The following is a 23322-nucleotide window of genomic DNA, read 5'->3' as shown; positions in this document are numbered from 1 at the left end:
TTGGTTAATGATGAGCCCCTCCTACCGCTTCTTTTACCGAGTTAAACCCAAACTTTTGCAATGTCTCAGGCAGTTCATGAATCAATTCTTTACAAATGTTAGGATTTTTGAAGTTCGCACTGCCAATAGCTACCGCACTAGCCCCGGCAAGTAAATATTCAACAATATCATCTGTGGTTTCAATGCCTCCCATGCCGATGATCGGCAGGTCAACCTCTTGATATACTTGATGAATCATCCTTATGGCCACAGGTTTTATAGCAGGTCCAGATAACCCTCCCGTTTGATTAGCTATAATTGGTTTTCTAGTGTGGGGATCAATCCTCATTCCTGTCAGTGTATTGATCATGGAAAGGCCGTCAGCCCCCGCTTTTTCGACCGCTTTAGCTAATCCAACGATATCAGTGACATTAGGTGACAACTTAATATAAACGGGAAGACTACTGACTTTTTTCACTTGCTTTGTGACTTCGTAAGCTAGTTTGGGATCCGTGCCGAATTGCACGCCGCCTTCCTTAACGTTCGGACAGGAAATATTAATTTCCAGAGCATCCACACCACTTTTTGACAACTTTTCAGCAACAAGTGAATATTCCTCCAGTGTACTTCCTGCTACATTAGCAATGATCGGGGTTTTGTAAGGATAAAGAAACGGAAGCTCATCCGTTATCACGCCGTCTACTCCAGGGTTTTGCAGCCCGATCGCATTCAACATGCCGCTTGAAGTTTCCGCAACCCTTGGGGTCTGATTACCGAAGCGCCGCTCCCCAGTCGATGCTTTGATAATAATGGCTCCAAGCAAAGATAGATCATAAAACTGTGAAAATTCTTTACCGAAGCCAAAACATCCTGACGCCGGCATAATCGGATTTTTCATGTGGATGCCAGGCAGTTTTACAGTAGTATCTATCATAAGATGACCTCCTCCGGGCGGAAAACCGGGCCATCGCTGCATACTTTAACGTATCCTTTTCCACATCCGCCAGGTGTTTCAAGTACACACGCAAAACAGGCTCCTATTCCACATCCCATTCTTTCCTCGATCGAAATATATCCTGGAATTCCGTCCAGCTTTTCTTTTACATTTTTCAACATGACGGTCGGTCCGCACGTAAAGTAAGTTTCAATCGTATCCAAGGCGGGGAGGGCATCGGTAACAAAACCTTGCGTACCTACGCTTCCATCATTTGTGGTAATATGAACCTCTCCTAAGGATTTAAACTCTTCTAAATAAAAGAGGTCATTTTCAGATCGAAAACCTAATACGCTCTCCACTTCGATGCCTTTCGCAGTCAGTTCCTTGGCCAGATAATATAGCGGAGGGATGCCGATCCCCCCTCCAATAAGGAGGGCTTTCTTGGAATTTATTTCATCCATAGGGAACCCTTTCCCACCCGGTCCTACTACATCCATCTTTTCGCCTGCCTCTTTTTTGGTCAAAGCCTCTGTACCCTCTCCCATCACCTTATAAAGTAAGGTGATGGTCCCTTTGATAGGACTTACATCTGCTATAGAGACAGGGCGGCGCAGGAAGTATTGTTCACTAATTTGAAGATGTACAAATTGGCCTGGATTATCGACTAGTCCTGCGATTTCTCCTTGCAGCTCTAACAGATAAGTTTGGTGAGCGAGCTGCTGATGGGTTACAATCGTCATCCATTCTCTGAGCATTAAGATAACACCGCCTCTTTTTTATCAATTGTACGTGCTGTAAATGTCATCGCATCAATGACTTCTACAATTGTTTTTGCAGTATCGAGACTCGTTAAGCAGGCAATTCCATGTTCCACAGCTTCCCTTCTAATAAGAAATCCGTCTGAACGGGAGCGTAGACCTTTATTAAGGGTGTTGACTACGAATTGTACGTCTCCGTTTCTTATTAGATCGATAATATCGCGTTGATCTGAACCCAGTTTGCCTACAGTTTCAACGGGTAGATCCGCTGCCTCAATCGTTTTCGCAGTTCCTTTCGTCGCGTAGAGATGGAAACCAAGCTGATGGAAGACCTTCGCAATCCCAAGCATCTCATCCTTATCTTTATCTGCTACGGTTAATAGTACAGAGCCTTCCGTTGGAATTTTCAAACCTGCAGCTGTCATTCCTTTAAACAGAGCTTTCTCTAAACTTTGATCATATCCGATCACTTCACCGGTAGACTTCATTTCTGGTCCAAGCGTCGTATCTACACTTCTAAGCTTCTCAAAAGAAAAGACGGGGACTTTCACATAGACGCCATCTGGCTTCTCTGCCATCCCTGAGGTATAACCCAATGATTGTAAGCTTTCCCCCATAATGACTTTTGTAGCGATCTGTGCCATCGTAACCCCGGTTATTTTGCTTAAGAAAGGAACGGTTCTGCTTGCCCGGGGATTGACTTCCAATACGTAGGCTGTATTATCCAATACGACGAACTGGATATTGATTAACCCTTTCATATTGAGCTCTCTCGCAATCTTCACGGTAGCATCTACACACTGCTGTTCGAGAGCCTTTGTTAGACGCTGTGTCGGATAAACGGCCATCGAGTCTCCAGAGTGTACCCCAGCTCGCTCGATATGCTCCATAACACCTGGTATTACGACATCGTCTCCGTCCGTGATCGCGTCGACTTCAATTTCCATACCTGTCAAATACTTATCGATTAAAATAGGGTGACCGTTATGAACACGAACATTTTCTTTCATATAGGTTTTCAGTTCATCTTCAGAATAGACAATTTCCATTGCTCTTCCGCCTAGGACATAGGATGGTCTAACGACCACTGGATAGCCGATCTCTTTGGCAGCGTGAATAGCTTCTCTTTCACTGATCACACTTTCGCCGCCTGGTTTCGCAATATCGAGTTTATTTAACAACTGTTCAAAAAGATCCCGGTCCTCCGTCTGGTTAATTGCATCCATAGTTGTGCCAAGGATCTCAACTCCACAGCGGCTTAGACCCTCAACAAGATTAATTGCCGTTTGACCGCCGAATTGAACAATGACTCCTGCTGGTTTTTCTAAATTTACGACGTGCATTACATCTTCCAGGGTCAGCGGCTCGAAATATAGCTTGTCTGAGACACTGAAATCGGTAGATACCGTTTCCGGGTTATTGTTCATAATGATAGCTTCGTACCCTAATTCTTTCAACGCTAGGACAGAGTGAACGGTCGCATAGTCGAATTCCACACCCTGGCCGATGCGTATAGGACCAGAGCCAATGACTAACACTTTGTTATTTTCCGAAACAACTGATTCATTTTCTTCCTCATAAGTGCTGTAAAAGTATGGAGTTTCTGACACAAATTCGCCTGCGCAAGTGTCGACCATTTTATAAACAGGTGTGATGTCATGTTTATTTCGGAATTCCATTACATCCATCTCAGGCACAGATAGTAAACGTGCCATCTGGGTATCCGAAAGCCCGCTTTCTTTCGCTTCTCTTATAACATCAATATCCCATTTTTTCTCCGTTACTCTTTGCTCCAGATTAATGATCCGTTGTAATTTGTTTAAGAAGAAGAAATCAATCTGCGTCGTGTGATGAATATCTTCTAAAGAAACTTCTCTACGCAATGCTTCGGCTAAAATGTAAATCCGTTCATCATCAGCTTTTTTCATGCGGAGAAATAGTTCTTCGAGACTTAACTCAGCAACTGAATCGACATATAAATCCTCTTTTTCTCCTTCAAGTGAACGAATTCCTTTAAGCAGTGACTCCTCGATTGTACGTCCTATCGACATGACTTCGCCCGTCGCCTTCATCTGAGTACCCAGTTTACGATTTCCTTTGGCGAACTTATCGAACGGCCATCTCGGAATTTTTGCCACTACATAATCTAAAGCGGGCTCGAAACAAGCGTATGTGGTTCCGGTTATCGGATTTCTTATTTCATCAAGGGTCATACCTACCGCAATTTTCGCTGCCATTTTTGCTATTGGATAGCCTGTGGCTTTAGAGGCTAGAGCCGATGAACGGCTGACTCTCGGGTTTACTTCAATTACATAGTATTGGAAGCTGTTCGGGTCCAAAGCGAGCTGAACGTTACATCCCCCTTCGATCTCTAACGCTCTGATGATTTCCAAGGAAGCATTACGTAACATTTGATATTCTCGGTCACTCAACGTTTGGGACGGAGCAAAAACGATTGAATCACCGGTATGAATGCCGACCGGATCGAAGTTCTCCATATTACATACAACGATCGCCTGATCATTAGAATCACGCATAACTTCATACTCTACTTCTTTAAAACCTGCAATGTTCTTTTCAATTAAGCATTGACTAACTGGTGAGAGGGAGATGCCGCTCCTAGCAATCTCTCGAAGCTGCTCTTCGTCGTCACACATGCCGCCTCCTGCGCCTCCCATTGTATAGGCTGGACGAACGATGACGGGATAACCGATTTTGTCAGCGAAATCCACCGCTTGATCAACTGAATTCACAATTTCACTATCTGGTACAGGCTGGCCCAACTGATGCATAAGGGAACGAAATTTTTCGCGGTCTTCCGCTTTTTGAATAGCTTCAAGTGGAGTTCCCAGCAAGTCTACGCTGTAACGCTCAAGAATTCCTGAATCACTCAATTCAACCGCTAAGTTCAAGCCTGTCTGTCCGCCTAATGTTGGTAATATAGCATCAGGGCGTTCTTTACGGACGATTTTCATTAAAAATTCCAACGTGAGAGGCTCCATATATACTTTATCCGCGAATGTATGGTCTGTCATTATCGTAGCTGGATTTGAATTCGCCAGGATCACCTCATAACCTTCTTCTTTCAGTGCCTGACATGCCTGGGTGCCGGAATAATCAAATTCAGCAGCCTGCCCTATGACGATCGGACCTGATCCGATCACAAGTATTCTCTGGATATCTGTACGCTTAGACATAAGTAGCCTCCTTGTTCTTTTGTTGAGATTGTTTGATACGAAGTAGAAAATCGTCAAACAAATACGATGTGTCGTCCGGTCCAGGGGAGCTTTCCGGATGGTATTGGACACTAAAAACATTATGTGTACTATGCTCAAGACCTTCCACGGTATCGTCATTCAAAGAAACTTGAGTCAACCTGAGCTTAGTGGCTTGAACCGATTGAGTATCAACTGCATAGCCATGGTTTTGTGAAGTAATCTTCGTCCTGTTGGATTTTATATCTTTGACAGGCTGGTTGGCTCCTCTGTGTCCAAACTTCATCTTACTCGTATCGGCCCCAGCAGCCAACGCGATCAGCTGGTGACCTAAGCAAATTCCAAAGATAGGTACTTGTCCCATTAATAAACGAATCGTTTGAATGGATTCAGGTACGTCTTTCGGGTCTCCCGGCCCGTTAGACAGCATGACGCCATCAGGCTTCAATCGTAAAATTTCATCAGCAGATGTATGATAAGGGACTACGGTTACATGACAATTGCGCTTCGTAAACTCCCTTAAAATTCCATGCTTCATTCCATAATCCACCAGGACTATACGATACCCACGTCCCGGAACGACATATGGCTTAACCGTTGAGACCTGCCTTACTTGATCTATAGGGAGTGGTGTATCCTTCATCATATTCAATATTTGACTTACAGAACGGTCTGCAGACGTAATCACTGCCTTCATCGTTCCGTGCTGTCGAATGATTTTTGTCAATTTCCTTGTATCGATGCCGCTGATACCAGGTATCCCTTTAGCCTTAAGGAACTCATCAAGCGTTTCTTCACTTCTGAAATTAGAAGGTTGTTCACAATGCTCTTTCACGACCACCCCTAAAATAGCCGGGTTAACAGTCTCAAAGTCATCACGATTTATGCCGTAATTCCCTACTAAAGGGTACGTAAAGGTCACAATCTGTCCGCAATAAGAAGGATCTGAAATAACTTCCTGATATCCGGTCATCCCAGTGTTGAAAACTACTTCTCCAAAGCTTTCCCGGTCACTGCCGAATCCTTTTCCGATAAATGTAGTGCCGTCTTCAAGTACGAGTTGTTTCATTTGTAGTTCCCTCCCAGACAATTTTTCCATTGACGATTGTAAGTACCGGCCATCCCTTTACTTCCTGCTTGTGAAAGGGTGTGTTCTTTCCTTTTGAAGCGAAATCATGACGGTTTATTTGTTTTTCATCGTCGATATTGACTAATGTGATATCTGCAGGTGCACCTGCTTCCAGCGATCCATAAGGTAACCGAAACAATTGGCTAGGTGCTGTGGTCAACCAATTAATCAGTTGTTCCAATGTAATGACATCCTTTTGAACCAACTGGGTGTACAGTAATGGAAATGCAGTTTCAAGTCCTGTAATTCCAAAAGGAGCTTTAACCAGACCTTCTGATTTTTCTTCCTCTGTATGGGGAGCATGGTCTGTAGCAATACAATCAATCGTTCCATCTAGCAGCCCCTCGATCAGCGCTTGCTGATCTTCTTTAGAACGAAGAGGCGGATTCATTTTGAAAAAGGCATTGTTTTCTGTAATATCATCTTCTGTCAATAGTAAGTGGTGAGGGGTTACTTCAGCAGTTACATGGATACCTGCTTTCTTTGCATCACGGATGACGCGGACAGACTCTTTTGTTGACACATGACAGACGTGGTAATGGCAATCAGCAGCTTCTGCAAGTAGGACATCCCTCGCGATGTGAACTGATTCCGCAATGTTAGGAATACCAGGAACGTTCAACCTTTTACTGACATCGCCCTTGTGCACTACACCGTTATAGATAAGTGAATTATCTTCACAGTGAGCCACAATCGTTTGTCCTAAGCGAGCGGCTTCTACCATAGCCTCATACATGACACCTGCGGTCTGGACGCCTACTCCATCATCAGTGAAAGCTACGGCACCCAAGCGATTCAATGTATCAAAATCCACTAATTCTTTCCCAAGCTGACGAGTTGTAATGGAAGCATAAGGAAGGACGCGGACGACCGCATCGTTTTTAATCTTATCGTTTAATTGTTCCATCGTTTCTTGACAATCAGGAACTGGACGGGTATTAGGCATCGCACATACTGTAGTAAAACCTCCGCGGGCTGCTGCTTCCGTTCCTGTAGCGATCGTTTCTTTACTTTCTCCACCAGGCTCTCTTAAATGGATGTGAAGGTCGACAAAACCTGGGGAGAGAAGCTGTCCTTCTGCATCTATTGTCCTTTCGGCATCTCCCGCTGCTTTTTTAGAACATTCTTGAATGACCCCATTTTCAATGAAAAGCTCACAATCTATAAGCTCACCTTCGACTACTCGTTTAGCGTTTATAATTTTTATAGACATTTACAAATCCCCCTCCAACAATTTTTGGATGATCGCCATTCTGACGGCAACTCCGTTTGCCATTTGGTCAAAAATTCTTGAGCGCTCACATTCTACTAGAGCATCGTCAATTTCAATTCCCCGATTGACAGGCGCAGGATGGAGAATGATACTGCCTCGTTTCATCCTCGCTTCACGCTCCACAGTCAGACCGTATAGACGCAAGTAGTCATTATTGGATACATGCTGTTCTTCATGTCTTTCGCATTGCACTCTAAGCAGCATGAGGACATCACTCACCTCCACCGCTTCATCCATCGATATGTACTCACTAGATAAAGACTCATCCTGCCACTCTACAGGAGCTGCGAACGATACTTTTGCACCAAGCTTCTTCAACGCATGTGCATTAGATCGAGCAACTCTGCTGTGTTTAATATCTCCAGCGATTGTTACTTGAAGACCTTCAAATGAAGAGAATTCTTTTGAAATCGTGTAAAGGTCGAGTAAGCTTTGCGTTGGGTGCTCTCCTGTTCCATCGCCTGCATTTATGATGGATAAGTTCAACCCTTCAGAAAGATCTTGAAGAACTCCCTGATCAGGCTGACGAAGAACCACTAATTGAACTCCAATGGACTCGAGCGCTTTTAATGTATCTTTTAAACTTTCACCTTTCGTCAGGCTGGAGTCTGAACCATTGACATCCACTACATCGATGCCGAGTCTCCTCTCAGCAATATAAAAGCTGTTTTTCGTCCGTGTGCTTGCTTCAAGGAAAATGTTGGCTGCAAACGTACCTTTTGCCGCACAGTCCACACTTCCATCTTTAATTTCATTAGCTCTTGAGAATATACGGTTTAAATGTGAGTGTGTCACTTCGTTCATAGATAGTAAATGCTGCATGGGTTCATCTCCTTTTTATCGATAGCTGTAAAAAAAACACCCCCGGAGTGACCGGGGGTGCTCCATTCGTTTCGTAACGAATAAGCTAAGCCCTAGCCACACCTTTCAAAGCCTCACAGGACTTTGTTAAAACGTGTGCTGGTTTTAGTTATGCTGCTCCATTCGATTGCTTGTCTTCTACTTCAGGCTCTTCAAACATGCTTCCATTACCCTGGCTTTTCTCTTTCCCAGGAAGCAGCAGATTCAGAAGGACACCTAATATAGCGGCAAGAGCCATCCCCTGGACTTGAACATCATCTGTCAATTGAACAAAAGCTCCACCTACTCCGATGACAAGAATGACGGAAGAAATAATTAAGTTGCGCTTCTCCCCGAAGTCTACCTGATTATCGATCAGCATTCGTAAGCCGCTGGATGCGATGGTACCGAATAATAGTATCGATACTCCTCCCATAACTGCGGAAGGAATCGATCCAATCACAGCTGTACTCATACCTACGAATCCAAAGAATATAGCTATGACGGCTGCTCCTCCAATTACGAACACGCTATAGACTCTCGTTATGGCAAGCACTCCGATATTCTCTCCATAGGTCGTATTCGGAGGCCCTCCGAGAAATGAGGCGATAACCGTAGCTACGCCATCACCGAGGATTGAACGGTTCAACCCTGGATTTTTCAAAAAGTTGCGTCCCACTACTTTTGAAAGAACCATCTGGTCACCAATATGCTCTGTAATAGTAACTAGAGCAAATGGAACCATCAGGAATACTATTTGCCAGCTGAAAACAGATAGTGGTGAAAAATCTCTGAATGGAATTAGAAATTCAGGCATTTGGAAAATGGCTTGAAATGTTCCTCCTATAGAACCGGCAGAGGTGATACTTGACCATTCTGCTGCAATTTCACTTGTGTCTACAATTCCTTGACTAAGTGCAAAGCCATACCCTCCTAGAATTCCGATCAAAATAGGAAGCAGGCCTAAAAATCCCCTTAAGAATATCGTGGCCAGAATGGTAATTCCTAACGTTACGAGAGCGACTGTAAAGTGAGTAGCACTATACACTTGCTCATCGCCTGGCAAATACATAGCCATATCAATGGCTGTAGAAGCTAACCCTAGACCGATAACAATAATCACTGGCCCAACGACGACAGGAGGGAGTAATTTCATAATCCATTTCATGCCGAAGATAGTGATCAGCAGGGCGGTTGCCCCGTATACCAGCCCAGCAAGAAAACTTCCTATCATAGCACCGGCGACACCGTGAGTTTCAGAAACTTGCATGATCGGATAGATGAAAGCGAAACTGGATCCTAAATATGCAGGGATTCTTCCTCTCGTAATAAGCAAGTAAGCAAGTGTTCCGAACCCACTTGAAACTAATGCGACTGCTGGCGGTAAACCGGTTAAGAATGGTACGAGGATAGTTGCTCCAAACATCGCGAATAAGTGTTGAAAGCTTAAAGCAAGCCATTTTGGTGCTTTCGGTACTTCTCGAATGCCTACTTCTGCTTCTGTTGATTTCATAATAAGTTCCTCCTTTTCGCATAAAAAAACCTCTTTGCTTAAAGGTTCGCAAAGAGGTACACGTATCGCCTGGATACGAGATTACTTTCGACCTTTTAAGCCTCACTGGACTTTATTAAAGGGTTCGTATGTTCAATTTTCATAAATGACGACTTCATCTAATTTGTCCGTCTCAGATAACCCGACAGTCACGACTTCGTTTTGTGAAGTCGGAATATTTTTACCGACGTAATCTGCGGTTATCGGTAGTTCTCTGTGACCTCGATCTACGAGGACGGCTAATTGGATTTGTGAAGGGCGGCCAAGATCCATAAGAGCGTCCATTGCGGCACGCACCGTCCGGCCTGTGTATAATACATCATCCACTAATATGACTTTTTTATGGGTGATATTCACTGAAATATTCGTTTCCTTAACATCCGGCTCTTCTTGATAACTTTTATTCTTCAAGTCATCGCGATATAGCGTTATGTCAAGTTCACCGCCAGAGATCTCCTGGCCTTCAATGCTTTCGATTTTATCTTTGAGACGATCTGCAATCGGTACCCCTCTTGTCTTAATTCCTACAAGAACAAGATCCTCGACTCCCTTATTCTTTTCAATGATTTCATGGGAGATTCTAGTAAGAGCTCTGCGTATCGCTGCATCGTCTAACACTGTTGCTTTTCTTTCCATTAATAAACCTCCAAACGAAAAGCCCTTTTCCGCATAAAGGCAGAAAAGGGCTTACTATACACAGACTTTCGTTGTGTAAACCGACTACCTTTTCAGCCTCACGGGACTGGGTTAAAGGACTATTTAATTCTGTTAACGATTATCACAGACTTCCATGCTTTTGTCAACTTTTGCTTCGAAGATATTCCAGAGTTTCTGTAAACTCCTCAGGAGGATCCACTTCGAACTTAAGCCATTCTCCTGATCTTGGGTGTTCAAAGCCGATAGACTTCGCGTGAAGCGCCTGCCCGTTAAGTTCCAGCGTCTTACGAGGACCATATTTAGGGTCCCCGGCCAGTGGATGATGGATATATCTCATATGCACACGAATTTGATGCGTACGGCCCGTTTCCAGCTTACATTCAACAAAAGAAAAATCCTCAAATTGCTCTAATACTTGAAAATGAGTCACAGCATCGCGTCCTGAGTCTACTACAGCCATCCGCTGACGATCTTTAGGATCCCTTCCTATAGGAGCTTCGATCGTACCATATTCGTGTGGTATTGTACCGTGGACGATAGCCAGATACTTACGCTCTACAGTTTTATCCATAAGCTGCTTTACAAGTGATTCATGAGCCTTATCATTTTTGGCCACCATCAGTAATCCGCTCGTATCTTTATCAATCCGATGAACGATCCCCGGACGTTCAACTCCATTAATTCCTGACAAATCATTACAATGATAGAGCAGGGCATTCACTAACGTTCCATCTTCATGACCGGCAGCTGGATGAACAACCATCCCGGAAGGTTTATTTACAACGATTACATCAGAATCCTCATAAACAATTTCCAGATCAATATTTTCAGGTTCAAGTTCAAGCGGTTTAGTTTCTGGTATGGTCCAGGTGATTTCGTCACCAGCTTGGACTTTATAATTGCTTTTCACAGCTTTACCATTGACGAGCACGTAATCTTCTTTTAACCATCCCTGAATTTGAGATCTGGAAGCGTCCTCAATCACATCTGATAAAAGTTTATCGATTCTTTTCGATTGGTCCGTTTCTTCTACTAAATAAGTTTCATTCACTACGTTGTACTTCCTTTCTTTCTACGCTCATCTACAAAAGTAGCAATCATGACAAAAATAACTCCTACTACTAAGGCAGAATCCGCGATGTTGAAAATCGGATAATTGTAAGAACCGAGGTAAAAATTAAAAAAATCGACGACTTCTTTGCGAAAAAGACGATCTATGAAATTCCCGATCGCTCCAGCTAATATAAGAGCTAATGCGAAGCCTACAAACCGACTGCTTTTCGCATATTGTTTCATGTAATAAATGATGACTCCGATAACGATGACGGTCACAATATAGAAAAACCACATTTGGCCTGGAAGGATCCCCCACGCTGCTCCTGTATTGCGATGCGACGTTATGTAAAAGAAGTTTTCGATGACTGATATGGATTCCCGCAGCTCCATGCGCTCGACTACGAGCCACTTGGTGATTTGATCAATAATAATCAAGGCTGCTGCAAAGAGATAATATACAAACATAACTGATCCTCCACGTATCATTTTCCTCTGCTATTGTACCATATCTCGAAGAATGGCGCTTCCGTAAAAGTTTTAAGCTGTTATTTATACGAGAGATGGAAAAAGATACAACTTATGATGGGTTGCACTTTAACTAACTGGCAGGATACTTTAAGACTCAGTTTCGAGATAACCAGGGTTCGTGGCTGTAATGAGAGTCTGGTGTGGTTGGGAAGCTACTCGCTTTCCTGTGGGGGAAGTGGCGAGCTTCCTCGGGCTTTTCAGCCCTGTGGGATCTCGCCTACATCCTTCTCCCACGGGAGTCTCGCAGCTTCTCAACCACACCAATCGCGATGAGATGAACGAACCCTCTTATACCGTTCTTTGAATATTTTTTTCTTCGCCAGCTCAGTCCAGTCCATACGCCGCTGAAAGAAGTGCTTCCGCTTTCAAAGGTAGGAGCCTCGCACATTTCCTAAAACCCTTTTCATTTCCGTGAAAGTAAGCTAGAAATGAACCCTTTTTGCAAGAAGTAGCGTCTTCTTTATCCCTTTCCAGTGAGAATATTGCAGCTGTTCAACATGGGCCGCATGTTTATGAAAATCAGCATACGACCATCTATTTTTTTGGGGTGAAGCGGTTGTTTATAGGGATAAACCGATCAATATCAATTTTTTATCATAACTGTAGCGCAGCATCTGACATCCTGAAATCGGTGTTTCCGTACCCCCTAATCATCGCAAAGAGCTCCGGGAAATTACGAGACTCCTGTGGGAAGAGAGTGCTTGGTGAGACCCCGGAGAGCGAAGCTCGAGGAGGCTCACCGCGCTCCCACGGAAAGGGAGTGATTTCCCGGAGCTCTTACCTCTGTTAAACATAACGGAAACAGTCCAAACATCTCGAAACTGAGTCTTCCACTAAAGGGAGCTTTAGTTTAACAAGACAAATTAACAAAGAAAAACGCTTGGATATTAAAATCCAAGCGTTTTCTTTGCTATTTACACTGTTATCTATGGTGAGAAACATACTTCTTTTCAGCGTGAAAATCCAGCTGTTCTCATGCTCCACAGTGTCAAGCAGCAATCTAACATTTAAGAGACATAATGCTTTTCAACAACTGCAGCACATCGAGTACACAAATCTGGGTGGTTTGGATCTTTTCCTATTTCATGAGAAGAAACCCAGCAGCGCTCACATTTTTCTCCTGAATGCTTCGTTACTTCCACGTTTACATAATCATATTCTTTCGCATTAGATGCTTCATCACTCAATTCTGCTTCTGACACGATAAGAAGCTGATGAAGCTCCTCGATTGAATTCAAAACATTTTTTGTTTTTTCATCTCTAGGAACAATTGAGATTTTTGCGTCTAACGATTTACCGATTACTTTTTCATTACGAGCTTCTTCAAGAGCCTTCAATACATCATCACGAACTTCCATGAAATGATCCCACTTCTCAACAAGGTTCGTATCAACCTTCTCGGAAGCTTCCGGCATATCAGTCAATTGAACGCTATGCGCCTCAACTCCAGGAATGAACTTCCAAGCCTCTTCCGTCGTATGAGGGAGAATTGGAGACATCAGTTTGACAAGCGATGTGATGATTTCATAATAAACCGTTTGAATGCTCCGGCGGTGAGGATGGTCTTCGCCTTCGATGTACAATATATCCTTAGCAAAATCAAGATAAAATGAGCTTAGATCGATAGTACAGAAGTTATGAACTTTATTATAGACTGTAGAGAATTCGTAAGACTCATAAGCAGTGTGCACATCTTTTACTAAGCTGTTGAGCCGGTGCATCATATACTGATCCACTTCCTGGAGATCTTGAACAGCTACACGATCCTTTTTCGGATCAAAATCATGAAGGTTTCCTAATAAGAAACGGAACGTATTACGGATTTTCCGGTACACTTCAGCCACTTGTTTCAGGATTTTATCCGAAATACGTACATCGGCCTGATAGTCAGCAGAAGAAACCCAAAGTCTAATGATGTCAGCACCAAGCTGTTTCATAATTTTATCAGGGACCATAACATTCCCTAATGATTTACTCATTTTTCGCCCATTTCCATCTAAAGCGAAACCATGGCTTAAGATTCCATTAAACGGAGCCTTACCTGTAACAGCTACAGCCGTGGATAGGGAAGAATTGAACCAGCCTCGATACTGATCGGATCCTTCCAAATATAGATCCGCCGGACGTTGAAGTTCTTTTCGCTGATGAAGGACTGCCTGGTGTGTAGAACCAGAATCGAACCATACGTCCATGATATCCGTCTCTTTTGTGAACTGTCCATTAGGGCTGTGTTCCGAAGAGAATCCCTCCGGAAGCAAGTCCTTAGCTTCACGTTCGAACCATACATTAGATCCATGCTCTCTAAATAAACCAGCTACATGGTCGATTGTTTCATCTGTAATAATCGGAGTCCCATCTTCTCCGTAAAACACAGGAATAGGGACACCCCAAGTACGCTGTCTGGAAATACACCAATCTTGACGGTCGCGCACCATGTTATAAAGACGTGTTTCGCCCCACTTCGGAGTCCATTCGATACGATTGATTTCACTTAACAGCTGCTCACGGAAATCTTTGATAGAAGCGAACCACTGATCCGTTGCACGGAAAATCGTCGGTTTCTTCGTTCTCCAATCATGAGGGTAGGAGTGGGTGATGAACTCTAAATGTAGTAAAGCTCCTGCTTCTTTTAAATTATCTGTTATAGGCTTGTTGGCTTTATCATAAAATAATCCTTCGTAACCTGGTGCTTCTTCAGTAAACACACCTTTGTTATTTACTGGGCACAAAACATCAAGACCATACTGCTGCCCAATCCAGAAGTCATCTTCCCCGTGACCAGGAGCAGTGTGTACACACCCCGTCCCTCCATCTACAGTAACGTGGTCGCCAAGGACTACCAGCGAATCACGATCATATAATGGGTGCTTAGCCGTAATTCGATCTGCTTCTTTTCCTTTAAATACTTGAGCTACCTCATAGTTCTCCCATTCAAGAGAAGAGGCGACACTTTCAAGAAGATCATGCGCAACGATGAATTTCTCCTGTTCTACCTTAACAACGGCATAATCATACCCGGGGTTTAAAGCTATACCCAGATTTGAAGGAATAGTCCAAGGTGTAGTCGTCCAGATGATGAACTTCTCACCGCCTTCAAGCAGGTCCTTTCCGTCTTTCACTTCAAAACTTACATAGATCGAAGGCGAACGTTTATCCTGGTATTCAATCTCAGCCTCCGCTAGAGCTGATTCACTGGACGGAGACCAGAATACAGGTTTCAACCCTTTATAGATATAGCCCTTTTTCGCCATATCGCCAAAAACCTTGATTTGTTCAGCTTCAAAATCTTTATCCAATGTGATGTACGGATCGTCCCAGTCTCCGCGAACACCCATACGTTTAAACTCATTTCTTTGGTTATCGATTTGTCCTAACGCATATTCCGCACACTTTTCACGGAATTCAGCTAAAGACATCTTTTTGCGATCCACTTTTTTCTTAGCCAGTGCTGACTCGATCGGCAGACCATGCGTATCCCATCCAGGTACATAAGGAGCATGATAGCCGGACATGGATTTATATCGAACGATGAAGTCCTTTAACGTTTTGTTCAGTGCGTGACCCATATGCAAGCTTCCGTTTGCATATGGAGGTCCGTCATGCAGAACAAATAAAGGACGCCCTTCTGTACGTTCTTGAACTTGCTTATATATATTCTCTTCCTCCCAGGATTTTTGCATCTCAGGTTCGCGGTTCGGTAGGTTCCCTCGCATTGGAAACTCTGTCTTTGGCATTAATAACGTGTCTTTATAATCCATTGCCATTCCTCCTTTAAAATCTATACAAAAAGACCTTCTCATCCCTAAAGGGACGAGAAGGTCTCGCGTTACCACCCTAATCAATCAGTAAAGAAACTGATTCACTTATCTTATTCGTATCGTGAACGACTCGGCTATATTTACTCCTAGTTCAACATAGCTGCTCAAGGGGGATTTTCCTACAATGTCCAGCTTCGGTCTTTCACCATCACCGAATCGCTTGTTACTGACTAGTTCATTGAGTACTTTCCCTATCAACGCATGTAAATATTCATATGTGTTTATGAATTATATGTAATTTTAGTCATTTAGTCAAGGCTTATTTTCTACATAGTCCTTTTCTGCATTTTTTTCAGTTTGTTTTTCCTCTGCTGGACTTTCGCCATGGGGGAACTGGGTATCGAGTAAATGATCCCAGTCATCATTGTCGATCATATCCACTTGAGCTTGGACGAGCATTCTTAATCTCATTTTGAATACTTTCGCCTGCTTTTTCATTTCTTCAACTTCCGAGGAAAGCCGGCGGGACGTTTCCAAAGCTTCATTGATTATGCGGTCAGCGTTTTTTTCGGCTTCCTTCACAATCAAGTCTGCTTCTTTGTCAGCACTCGTCTTCACTCCTTCAGCTGTTTCTTGAGCAACAAGTATAGACTTATTCAATGTCGTTTCAATGTTGTTGAAGTGACCGACGCGTTCATTTAAGTGCTCGACCTCACGTTCTAATTCTTTCTTTTTACGAATCACAATTTCATAGTCTTTAATTACCTGTTCAAGAAATTCGTTTACTTCGTCTTCATCATACCCTCTAAAACCGCGAGTAAATTCTTTATTGTGGATATCCAATGGTGTTAAAGGCACACCGTCCACCTCCCTGATCATTATTTAAAATTCCAATATTACTAGTTTCGACAAATAGTGAGCTAATCCTGCCGATCGTTAATTAAGCTTCGAAATCGTCACTCTGAATTTTTCTTTTTTTGTCATACCGCGGATTTCCATCAAGCGGCTTCGACCCTTTCCTCTCAAGGATAATAAGTCTCCTTCCTGCAGTTGAAAAGAAGGATTCTCTATCGTTCTGAAATTCACTTTAACATGGCCCGCGTCAATGTGCATTCCTGCCTTTTTCCTTGAGAATCCGTAAATTTCTTTTACGAGGACATCAAGCCTTAAAGAAGATAAAGTCGTTTCATTCACTTTCCAAGTTTCATTACTTGCAATTAAATGAGTTAACGACTTCTCTTCGAATTGGACGTTAGCCTTCCTAACACTAGTAAAATTCATTCTTATGTAATCACTGATTTCTTCGGCTACAATGATTTGAATAGTTCCATCTTGAACAACAAGATCACCGAGCTTTTCACGTTTAATCCCTAATGACATGAATGCCCCCAGAACATCCCTATGTTCCAGGGTGATGAATTTATCAGGGTAAGAAGCTTGCAATAAGGTTAGAGAAAAGTCCTGCTGGCCGATTTCCTCATACTCAGGAGCCAGAATGGCGCGCTTTCTCTCAGACTTCTCAGAGCCGCCGAAAGTATCCCATATGAGATCTGGCTGTGCTCCCATTAAGCTCGTAAAAATAAATATCTCCCGAGGATCCAGAAAATCCGTTTCTTTCCTTTCGTACCGCATGTTCACTTCTTCCTGCATGGAAAGAACCTGATCGATAAAAGGACGTTCTTCCTCTCTGAAATGCTGATAAATCTCCATCATTCTTCCTCCAATATACATGCATAACTTCTTCCTGTTTCATAAAATCTCTCTTTTTGGAGATCGTTTCGCAGCTTTTCCGTGAGAATTTGGGGCCTGGAAATAACTCGCTTACTATTGGAAAAACGGCAGCATTCCCTAAGCTGAACCTCTCGAGACCTTGCCTCATATCATTTGCCATTTCCTGGTTAGGAACGAAACGGACATTTTACTATTATTAGTTCCAGATAAAAAAGAACAGACAAGACGCTTGCTGCTTCTGATCTGTTCTTCGGTCTTATAATGTAATGATTATACGATAGAGCTCCTGCAATCCTGAGGCCGCAAAACGTAAAACCAAAATGGCGACGATAGGTGAAATATCTATCATGCCAAGCGGGGGGATAATTTTGCGGAAAGGCTCTAAAAATGGCTCAGCCAGTCTAGATAAAACTTCACCGAAACTTGATTCTTTAGCGCCCGGAAACCATGAAAGTAAAATGTAAATGATTAGTATCCAACTGTAAATATTAAGTGCCGTAAATAAAATCTGAAACAAAAACCCCATCAGTTACCACCTTCTGTTTATATCTTCTTCTTCATTCATCAGCATTTCAGAAATAGATCCTGAAATTTCAACGTTCTCTGGTGTACATAAGAATGTTTGAGAACCCAGCTTTTGAATATCACCACCTATAGCATAAACGGTTCCACTTAAAAAATCCACAATTCTCTTTGCCTGCTGATGATCAACACGCTGTAAATTGATGACTACCGCTTTGCGATTCACTAGCTGATCGGCGATTTCCTGAGCTTCATTGTAATTCTTCGGTTCACTAAGAACCATTTTTGAGGAGTTCTTCGCACTCTTTAAGCTCACAACATTTTGATGCTCAGATGGCTGCTGCTGTTTGTTTCTATAAGCTGGAGGAGTGGTTTCTTCCTGCTTATCATCCATTGTATCTTCATCCATATATTCATATTCATCTTCCAAAGTAAAAAACGATTTAAATTTATTTTTCATACTCATTCCACTCACCTCATTTTCCTATTTTTTAACCCACTAGACTTGAGCCTACTCTGATGTGAGTCGCACCTTCTTCAATCGCCAGCCGATAGTCATTGCTCATCCCCATAGACAGCCATTCACAAGGTGCATGGGGTTCTTGTTTATCTCTGATGATATCCCGTAAAGCTCTAAGCTTTCTGAATACCGCTCTAAGTGCTTCTTCCTGATCCTCATGAGGCGCCATGGTCATAAGGCCTACCACCTTAATATTTTCATAGTTTGCCATGGACTCAATGAATTTTTCAACCTCGTCCGGGGCAAGACCGTGTTTGGATTCCTCTCCGCTTATATTCACCTGTACAAAGCAGGGAACAATACGGTCAGCACGTTTATTTATTTCTTTAGCCAGTGACTTCCTGTCCAATGAATGGATGTAATCTACTTCATTGATTACATCCCTCACTTTTCTGGACTGCAAGGACCCGATGAAATGCCAAATAGCTTCCTTACCTATCGCTTCATATTTTTCAAGGAACTCTTCTTTTCGATTTTCACCAAGATTTGTAACCCCGGCGGCGAGAGTCTCTTTTGCACGATCGATGGAAACATATTTGGTCACACCTATAATCGTAATGTTTTCAGCGTCTCTGCCGCATTCTTCGCAAGCTTCATTTATGGTTTCCTTTATTCTGGATAGTTGACTTGAAACACTCATATGTAACCTCCTTACTCAACTTTTACGACCAATAAAAGCAAGCATTCTACCCGTTTGCCCATGGTCACGTCGATGGGAGAAAAATGATGCTTGATCTTCGTACGTACAGTAATTTGTGAGTCTTATATTTTCATTTAAGATACCAGCATTGATCGCTATTTGTCTGTTTAGCTCTTTTAAGTCGAGTTTAAACTTATTTTTAGAAATTTGTTCAGAGACCTTGGATTTCAACTCGTCTTTCACATGACTCATTACGTGGTCGTCAACTTCATAATTCTTTTGGCTAATGCTTGGACCAATCGTTAAATGAATTTGTGTGGGTGCGATACCCTGTTCAGATAATTTTTCCACCATATGCCTGGCTATCTCATGAACGCTGCCTTTCCATCCTGCGTGCGCTATACCAATCCATCCGCTATCTGGTTCCACGAATAATAAAGGGACGCAGTCAGCATAAAAAGCCGTTAATAAAATATCTTTATGGTTCGTAATCATTCCGTCTGTACCAGTGATTGCTGAGCCTTGAGAAAAGGCCCCCTTCCCCTTATCTTCTGGTGTGATGACGGCAACACTAGTTCCGTGAACCTGTTCACCCATAACCCAGTTCTCTAAAGGAATAGAAAGTTCTTCTGCTAAAGCTTTTCTATTTTGAATCACACTTTTCTCATTGTCTGATACATGAAGTCCCATATTCAATGATGAAAACGGAACTTCGCTGTATCCGTCTTCCCTGCTTGATATTCCCGCAATGACTTGATTAGCCTCGACACAGGTATAGTATTTTTTTGACTTACGTTGGAAGGGTTCGGTCATAATAACACCTCAATTTCCCTTCATTTTACCACATTATTCACCTTTTTTCCTAACCTAATCCTGTTATTCGAACTTTTGGTCCTCACTTTTACTACTAAACCCTGTTTTTTTGACTAGTATGACGTCGGCTCCGATATTCACGATCTGGTTCCATGGGATCACCATTTCCTCATCTTTTCCAAAAAGACCCATTGCCTTGCCTTTCAATGTCAATACTAGCCCTTTAAGCTGACCACGCTGACTGTCTATATCTAAATCAGTTATATATCCTAACCTTTCTCCCGTTTCCATTGCAATGACATCCTTCACTTGAAGCTCAGAAATTTTCATTGAAAGATCCCTCCTCCTTATATGTATATGCACAAGATTGACGACCATTTCTAAACACAAAAAAACACCACTGAATAGTCAGTGATGTTTTTTCATATTATTGGAACATAGATGAATTCATTTCTTTAATAGCTGCTTTTTCTAACCGGGAGACCTGTGCTTGAGAAATTCCGATTTCTTCAGCGACTTCCATTTGGGTTTTCCCTTGAAAAAATCGTTTTGTCAGAATCATTTTCTCGCGTTCATTTAATTTTTTCATTCCTTCACGCAAAGAAAGTTCATCCAGCCAATTCGAATCTTTCTCACGATCATCCTTCAACTGATCGACCACGAATATAGGATCGCCTCCATCATTATATATAGGCTCAAATAATGACACTGGATCTTGTATGGCATCCATAGCGAAAACCACGTCTTCATGGGGGATCCCCATTTTGTCAGCTATCTCATGAGGTGCTGGGTCCTTGGATGTTTCACTGATCATTTTCTCGCGCATTTGTAAAGCTTTGTAAGCTGTATCTCTAAGCGATCTTGAGACCCGTATGGGATTATTGTCTCTTAGATACCGTCTTATTTCTCCGATGATCATAGGTACGGCATAAGTTGAAAATTTAACATTATGACTTAAATCAAAATTATCAATCGATTTCATTAAACCGATACAGCCGACCTGGAACAAGTCGTCTCCGTATTCTCCGCGATTATTAAATCGCTGTATCACAGAAAGAACGAGCCTGAGGTTTCCATTGACTAAGACCTCTCTTGCTTCTCGATCCCCTGATTGCAGTTGCTCAAATAGGGTCCTCATTTCCTTATTTTTAAGTACAGGAAGCTTTGATGTATCTACACCGCATATTTCTACTTTATGTCGTGTCAACGTAAGACCCTCCCAAGAAGCTTTAATCCATTTTCAGTATCTCCTTGGAAGGTAAAATTATGCATAAATTGTCATTAAAATTTTACACCATTTTATCAAATTCTCTTTGTAATCGACGAATTATTTTCTTTTCAAGCCTTGAGATATAAGACTGTGAGATCCCTAACATGTCCGCTACATCTTTTTGAGTTTTTTCTTTTTTTCCTATTAAGCCGAAGCGGAGCTCCATGATTTCTTTTTCCCGATCATTCAACTGTTCCAATGCTGACTTGAGAAGCTTTTTGTCTACCTTCTTTTCGATTCCTTTCGTAATGAGATCTTCTTCTGTGCCCAGAATATCTGAAAGAAGCAGCTCATTTCCATCCCAGTCCACGTTTAAAGGTTCGTCAAAAGAAACTTCTGTTTTCAGTTTATTACTTTTCCTTAAATGCATCAGTATTTCATTTTCAATACATCTTGAAGCATAGGTAGCTAATTTAATCTTCTTCTCAGGGTCAAATGTATTCACGGCCTTAATCAATCCGATGGTGCCGATGCTTATTAAATCTTCTATGTTCAACCCGGTGTTTTCGAACTTACGAGCAATGTAAACGACCAGGCGTAAATTTCTTTCGATGAGCATCGCTCTTGCTGCTTTATCTCCAGTAGGCAGCCGCTCCAGGAGGTCTTTTTCTTCTTCTCTTGATAATGGCGGGGGCAGAGCTTCACTTCCACCAATGTAATAAATTTCTTTTTGTTTAATTCCTAATTTAATGGCTATTTTATAAAGCCAAAACTTCAACTTAAATGACAACTTCACCGCTATTTTCCCCCCTCGACTATGCAGAAATCCCTTTTAAAGAAGCGTGCGGGTGAATCAATATTTGATACATCCGATCAAAAGTAAGATCATGATCCTGAATACCCACTAACGGTTTCTCAATTCGCAATTCCCCTTCTTCCGTAAACACAATAATAGAATCCACTAAAAAGGTGACCATAAGCTGACCGCTGCTGCCGGCACCTTGAAAAGGTATAAGCTGAACTGAAGATTTGAATGGATCAGGCAGCTGCTCTAAAGCGTCTAACATTTCGTCACCAACGAGCTGATTCAAAGTTTCATCAGGTAAAAAATTTCTCCATAAGTTACGGTCTGCTAAAAAAACCATTCTCTTGCTAATAGGATCGAAAAGATGATTGCCGCTATCGACTAAGCCTGTACACATTATAGAGTTGTTGTTAAAGACAACTTTCACACGATAAAGATCCTCCGTTTTTAGACGATGGGCTTGAATTTGTTCCATTCTCCATTTCGTGAATAACCAGGACACTGGGAAGCCAATACATACAAAAAGCCAGCTGAATGGATCACCGAAACCTGTGGAATACGTTATGACTTGACCCCCGTTCACCTCAATAGGGGTGCTGAAGAGAAAATGAATGCCTACTAAAGTTCCTCCAATTGCAAAAGTTACGAAATAAAATGTCAGCCATTGGATCAGCAAGGATCGAAAAGATACAAAAGAGAAAGCTGCAAAAATTATGAGGATGGAAAAGCACGTTTTGCCTAAAGTCGAAGCCAGCCATAAATCGGGCTGCAGTACGGTAATGGGAACAATACTTGAAGCTATCAGTGCTGCTGCAAAGATTCTAAAGTTTGAAGTTTTTGCTCTTGTCAACCCTTGGGTTAAATACAGAATCATCCCATCCATCAACAAATTCAGCATCCATACAGCATCTAGATAAATTCTCCCCACCTCTCTTTTGTATTTATTAATCAGTATAAGTGTGTACCATTAAAAAGTCTGTCAAAACATGAGCTGCTAAGAAGCTATTTTTGTCGGAAAGAGGATAGGTTTTTGAGCTTTTTTATATGAGTAGGTTGAAGGTGTTATGGATTGCTCCCGTATAAAGAGTTAAGAGCTACTCGCTTTCTTGTGGGAGAAAGTGATGAGCTTCCTCCTCAGTCTTAACGATGGAATCTCGTCTACCTCCTTCCCCTCATATAAGTGGAACTCGTAATTATTTCATAAGTAATGAAACGAAAAAATCATCCTGACACTGGTCATTATAGAATAGTATGTATTCTATATAACGGAAGTTTATAACTTGAGAGTAATAACCCTAACAATAATTTAAAAGCCCTAGTCATTCGACTGGGGCTTTTAATTTTGTAGTAGCTTTTCAAAGAAATTTATTTTTTATTACTATTTTTATTGTAATGAAAC

At 42.2% G+C, this 23322-nt stretch carries 21 protein-coding genes and 1 other annotated feature; all 21 genes read right to left on the bottom strand.

The genetic code is table 11. The annotated features are described in order from the left end of the window. Window positions 1–4: 4 nt before the first annotated feature. Entirely contained in the window at window positions 5–913 is a 909-nt protein-coding gene (locus LF817_RS07200) for a dihydroorotate dehydrogenase (RefSeq protein ID WP_253935116.1), read from the bottom strand. Further along, a complete protein-coding gene (locus LF817_RS07195) occupies window positions 910–1671 on the bottom strand; it encodes a dihydroorotate dehydrogenase electron transfer subunit (protein ID WP_253935115.1) in 762 nt (253 codons plus the stop codon). The genes LF817_RS07200 and LF817_RS07195 overlap by 4 nt, the downstream gene beginning before the upstream one ends. Beyond that, window positions 1671–4871 (bottom strand): carbamoyl-phosphate synthase large subunit, encoded by a 3201-nt coding sequence (gene carB / locus LF817_RS07190; protein WP_253935114.1) that lies wholly within the window; start codon window positions 4869–4871, stop codon window positions 1671–1673. The genes LF817_RS07195 and carB overlap by 1 nt, the downstream gene beginning before the upstream one ends. After that, window positions 4864–5958, bottom strand: a complete 1095-nt coding sequence (locus tag LF817_RS07185) for a carbamoyl phosphate synthase small subunit (protein WP_253935113.1) — start codon at window positions 5956–5958, stop codon at window positions 4864–4866. The genes carB and LF817_RS07185 overlap by 8 nt, the downstream gene beginning before the upstream one ends. Beyond that, window positions 5939–7231, bottom strand: a complete 1293-nt coding sequence (locus LF817_RS07180) for a dihydroorotase (protein ID WP_253935112.1) — start codon at window positions 7229–7231, stop codon at window positions 5939–5941. Before LF817_RS07180 ends, LF817_RS07185 begins: the two co-directional genes overlap by 20 nt. Next, window positions 7232–8113, bottom strand: a complete 882-nt coding sequence (locus LF817_RS07175) for an aspartate carbamoyltransferase catalytic subunit (protein WP_253935111.1) — start codon at window positions 8111–8113, stop codon at window positions 7232–7234. Window positions 8114–8261: 148 nt separating this feature from the next. Then, entirely contained in the window at window positions 8262–9644 is a 1383-nt protein-coding gene (locus LF817_RS07170; RefSeq protein WP_253935110.1) for a solute carrier family 23 protein, read from the bottom strand. Window positions 9645–9776: 132 nt separating this feature from the next. Continuing rightward, window positions 9777–10319: a bifunctional pyr operon transcriptional regulator/uracil phosphoribosyltransferase PyrR gene (pyrR, locus tag LF817_RS07165; protein WP_253935109.1), complete on the bottom strand. Its 543-nt coding sequence runs from the start codon at window positions 10317–10319 to the stop codon at window positions 9777–9779. 163 nt (window positions 10320–10482) lie between these two features. After that, window positions 10483–11391 carry an RluA family pseudouridine synthase gene (locus LF817_RS07160; RefSeq protein ID WP_253935108.1) on the bottom strand — a complete coding sequence of 303 codons (909 nt, stop codon included), beginning with the start codon at window positions 11389–11391 and terminating at the stop codon, window positions 10483–10485. Then, window positions 11391–11861 carry a signal peptidase II gene (lspA, locus tag LF817_RS07155; protein ID WP_253935107.1) on the bottom strand — a complete coding sequence of 157 codons (471 nt, stop codon included), beginning with the start codon at window positions 11859–11861 and terminating at the stop codon, window positions 11391–11393. Before lspA ends, LF817_RS07160 begins: the two co-directional genes overlap by 1 nt. Before the next feature lie 1070 nt (window positions 11862–12931). Then, window positions 12932–15682 (bottom strand): isoleucine--tRNA ligase, encoded by a 2751-nt coding sequence (gene ileS, locus LF817_RS07150; RefSeq protein ID WP_253935106.1) that lies wholly within the window; start codon window positions 15680–15682, stop codon window positions 12932–12934. Between the two features lie 45 nt (window positions 15683–15727). Beyond that, window positions 15728–15949, bottom strand: a binding site (T-box leader). Between the two features lie 45 nt (window positions 15950–15994). Then, window positions 15995–16540: a DivIVA domain-containing protein gene (locus tag LF817_RS07145; RefSeq protein WP_253935105.1), complete on the bottom strand. Its 546-nt coding sequence runs from the start codon at window positions 16538–16540 to the stop codon at window positions 15995–15997. 78 nt (window positions 16541–16618) lie between these two features. Continuing rightward, the gene (locus tag LF817_RS07140) at window positions 16619–17392 is read right to left on the bottom strand and encodes a YlmH family RNA-binding protein (protein ID WP_253935104.1); all 774 of its coding nucleotides are present in this window, start codon (window positions 17390–17392) and stop codon (window positions 16619–16621) included. Window positions 17393–17669: 277 nt separating this feature from the next. Further along, entirely contained in the window at window positions 17670–17939 is a 270-nt protein-coding gene (locus LF817_RS07135) for a YggT family protein (RefSeq protein WP_253935103.1), read from the bottom strand. 3 nt (window positions 17940–17942) lie between these two features. Continuing rightward, the gene (locus tag LF817_RS07130; RefSeq protein WP_253935102.1) at window positions 17943–18401 is read right to left on the bottom strand and encodes a cell division protein SepF; all 459 of its coding nucleotides are present in this window, start codon (window positions 18399–18401) and stop codon (window positions 17943–17945) included. 25 nt (window positions 18402–18426) lie between these two features. Beyond that, window positions 18427–19095, bottom strand: coding sequence for a YggS family pyridoxal phosphate-dependent enzyme (locus tag LF817_RS07125; protein ID WP_253935101.1), 669 nt, complete (start codon window positions 19093–19095; stop codon window positions 18427–18429). A 15-nt stretch (window positions 19096–19110) separates the two neighbouring features. Beyond that, window positions 19111–19908, bottom strand: coding sequence for a peptidoglycan editing factor PgeF (gene pgeF, locus LF817_RS07120; RefSeq protein ID WP_253935100.1), 798 nt, complete (start codon window positions 19906–19908; stop codon window positions 19111–19113). 63 nt (window positions 19909–19971) lie between these two features. Then, window positions 19972–20238: a YlmC/YmxH family sporulation protein gene (locus LF817_RS07115; RefSeq protein ID WP_253935099.1), complete on the bottom strand. Its 267-nt coding sequence runs from the start codon at window positions 20236–20238 to the stop codon at window positions 19972–19974. 97 nt (window positions 20239–20335) lie between these two features. Further along, a complete protein-coding gene (sigG, locus tag LF817_RS07110) occupies window positions 20336–21115 on the bottom strand; it encodes an RNA polymerase sporulation sigma factor SigG (protein WP_253935098.1) in 780 nt (259 codons plus the stop codon). An 82-nt stretch (window positions 21116–21197) separates the two neighbouring features. Then, window positions 21198–21914 carry an RNA polymerase sporulation sigma factor SigE gene (gene sigE / locus LF817_RS07105; protein ID WP_253935097.1) on the bottom strand — a complete coding sequence of 239 codons (717 nt, stop codon included), beginning with the start codon at window positions 21912–21914 and terminating at the stop codon, window positions 21198–21200. A gap of 19 nt (window positions 21915–21933) precedes the next feature. Next, complete coding sequence (spoIIGA, locus tag LF817_RS07100; protein ID WP_253935096.1) at window positions 21934–22851, bottom strand: sigma-E processing peptidase SpoIIGA; 918 nt, start codon at window positions 22849–22851, stop codon at window positions 21934–21936. Between the last annotated feature and the right edge of the window lie 471 nt (window positions 22852–23322).

The sequence above is a fragment of the Halobacillus sp. A1 genome, assembly GCF_024189295.1.
Lineage (GTDB): Bacteria > Bacillota > Bacilli > Bacillales > Halobacillaceae > Halobacillus_A.
The sequence above is the reverse complement of the archived record's forward strand: the minus strand, read 5'-3'. Positions and strand labels throughout refer to the sequence as shown.

Bases quoted from the DNA above. Each gene is read 5' to 3' on its own strand.
- LF817_RS07115 (WP_253935099.1), bottom strand. From the start codon at position 20,238: ATGAAAATTTCTGAGCTTCAAGTGAAGGATGTCATTGCAATGGAAACG.
- LF817_RS07180 (WP_253935112.1), bottom strand. From the start codon at position 7,231: ATGTCTATAAAAATTATAAACGCTAAACGAGTAGTCGAAGGTGAGCTT.
- pgeF (WP_253935100.1), bottom strand. From the start codon at position 19,908: ATGACCGAACCCTTCCAACGTAAGTCAAAAAAATACTATACCTGTGTC.
- pyrR (WP_253935109.1), bottom strand. From the start codon at position 10,319: ATGGAAAGAAAAGCAACAGTGTTAGACGATGCAGCGATACGCAGAGCT.
- LF817_RS07125 (WP_253935101.1), bottom strand. From the start codon at position 19,095: ATGAGTGTTTCAAGTCAACTATCCAGAATAAAGGAAACCATAAATGAA.
- LF817_RS07195 (WP_253935115.1), bottom strand. From the start codon at position 1,671: ATGCTCAGAGAATGGATGACGATTGTAACCCATCAGCAGCTCGCTCAC.
- lspA (WP_253935107.1), bottom strand. From the start codon at position 11,861: ATGTTTGTATATTATCTCTTTGCAGCAGCCTTGATTATTATTGATCAA.
- LF817_RS07175 (WP_253935111.1), bottom strand. From the start codon at position 8,113: ATGCAGCATTTACTATCTATGAACGAAGTGACACACTCACATTTAAAC.
- ileS (WP_253935106.1), bottom strand. From the start codon at position 15,682: ATGGATTATAAAGACACGTTATTAATGCCAAAGACAGAGTTTCCAATG.
- LF817_RS07185 (WP_253935113.1), bottom strand. From the start codon at position 5,958: ATGAAACAACTCGTACTTGAAGACGGCACTACATTTATCGGAAAAGGA.
- LF817_RS07130 (WP_253935102.1), bottom strand. From the start codon at position 18,401: ATGAGTATGAAAAATAAATTTAAATCGTTTTTTACTTTGGAAGATGAA.
- LF817_RS07200 (WP_253935116.1), bottom strand. From the start codon at position 913: ATGATAGATACTACTGTAAAACTGCCTGGCATCCACATGAAAAATCCG.
- LF817_RS07170 (WP_253935110.1), bottom strand. From the start codon at position 9,644: ATGAAATCAACAGAAGCAGAAGTAGGCATTCGAGAAGTACCGAAAGCA.
- LF817_RS07140 (WP_253935104.1), bottom strand. From the start codon at position 17,392: ATGGAGATTTATCAGCATTTCAGAGAGGAAGAACGTCCTTTTATCGAT.
- LF817_RS07135 (WP_253935103.1), bottom strand. From the start codon at position 17,939: ATGGGGTTTTTGTTTCAGATTTTATTTACGGCACTTAATATTTACAGT.
- carB (WP_253935114.1), bottom strand. From the start codon at position 4,871: ATGTCTAAGCGTACAGATATCCAGAGAATACTTGTGATCGGATCAGGT.